Genomic DNA, 405 nt, shown 5'->3' on the forward strand with positions numbered 1-405 from the left:
TCTTCCCATCTTCTTCCGTATAAGTTATCTCTGTATTATTTGGAATAACTCCAAGTGGTCTTTCTAAGAATTTATACTCTATAGAATAACCATCATCATCCTTTACAACTTTAGTTATCATATTATGCTCATCAAAATCTATGGCCTTTTCTTCTTCATCATATTTTATATATCCAAGTATTGGTATATCTGATAAAGTTGATTCTGCATTATTTATCGTTGATAAATCAAACTTAGTTTTATTTAAATTTTTACCTTCATGTAAAATCTTTAATTTCACATTTAATTTTCTATCATCTTCTTCATTAGAAAATGTCTCAAATCCACATGGAATACTAACTACTTTCAACCTCTCACCTCCTTAAATAAACATTACATCACTAAAACTTATATCTTTAAAATCTT

Annotated in this window: 1 pseudogene; it reads right to left on the bottom strand. The window is 26.7% G+C overall.

Annotated elements, in window-relative coordinates:
• A pseudogene (locus IC213_RS20630) lies at nt 1-349 on the bottom strand (hypothetical protein); the annotation flags it as partial.
• Between the last annotated feature and the right edge of the window lie 56 nt (nt 350-405).

The organism is Clostridioides sp. ES-S-0049-02 (assembly GCF_020658465.1).
In the GTDB taxonomy this organism is placed as follows: domain Bacteria; phylum Bacillota; class Clostridia; order Peptostreptococcales; family Peptostreptococcaceae; genus Clostridioides.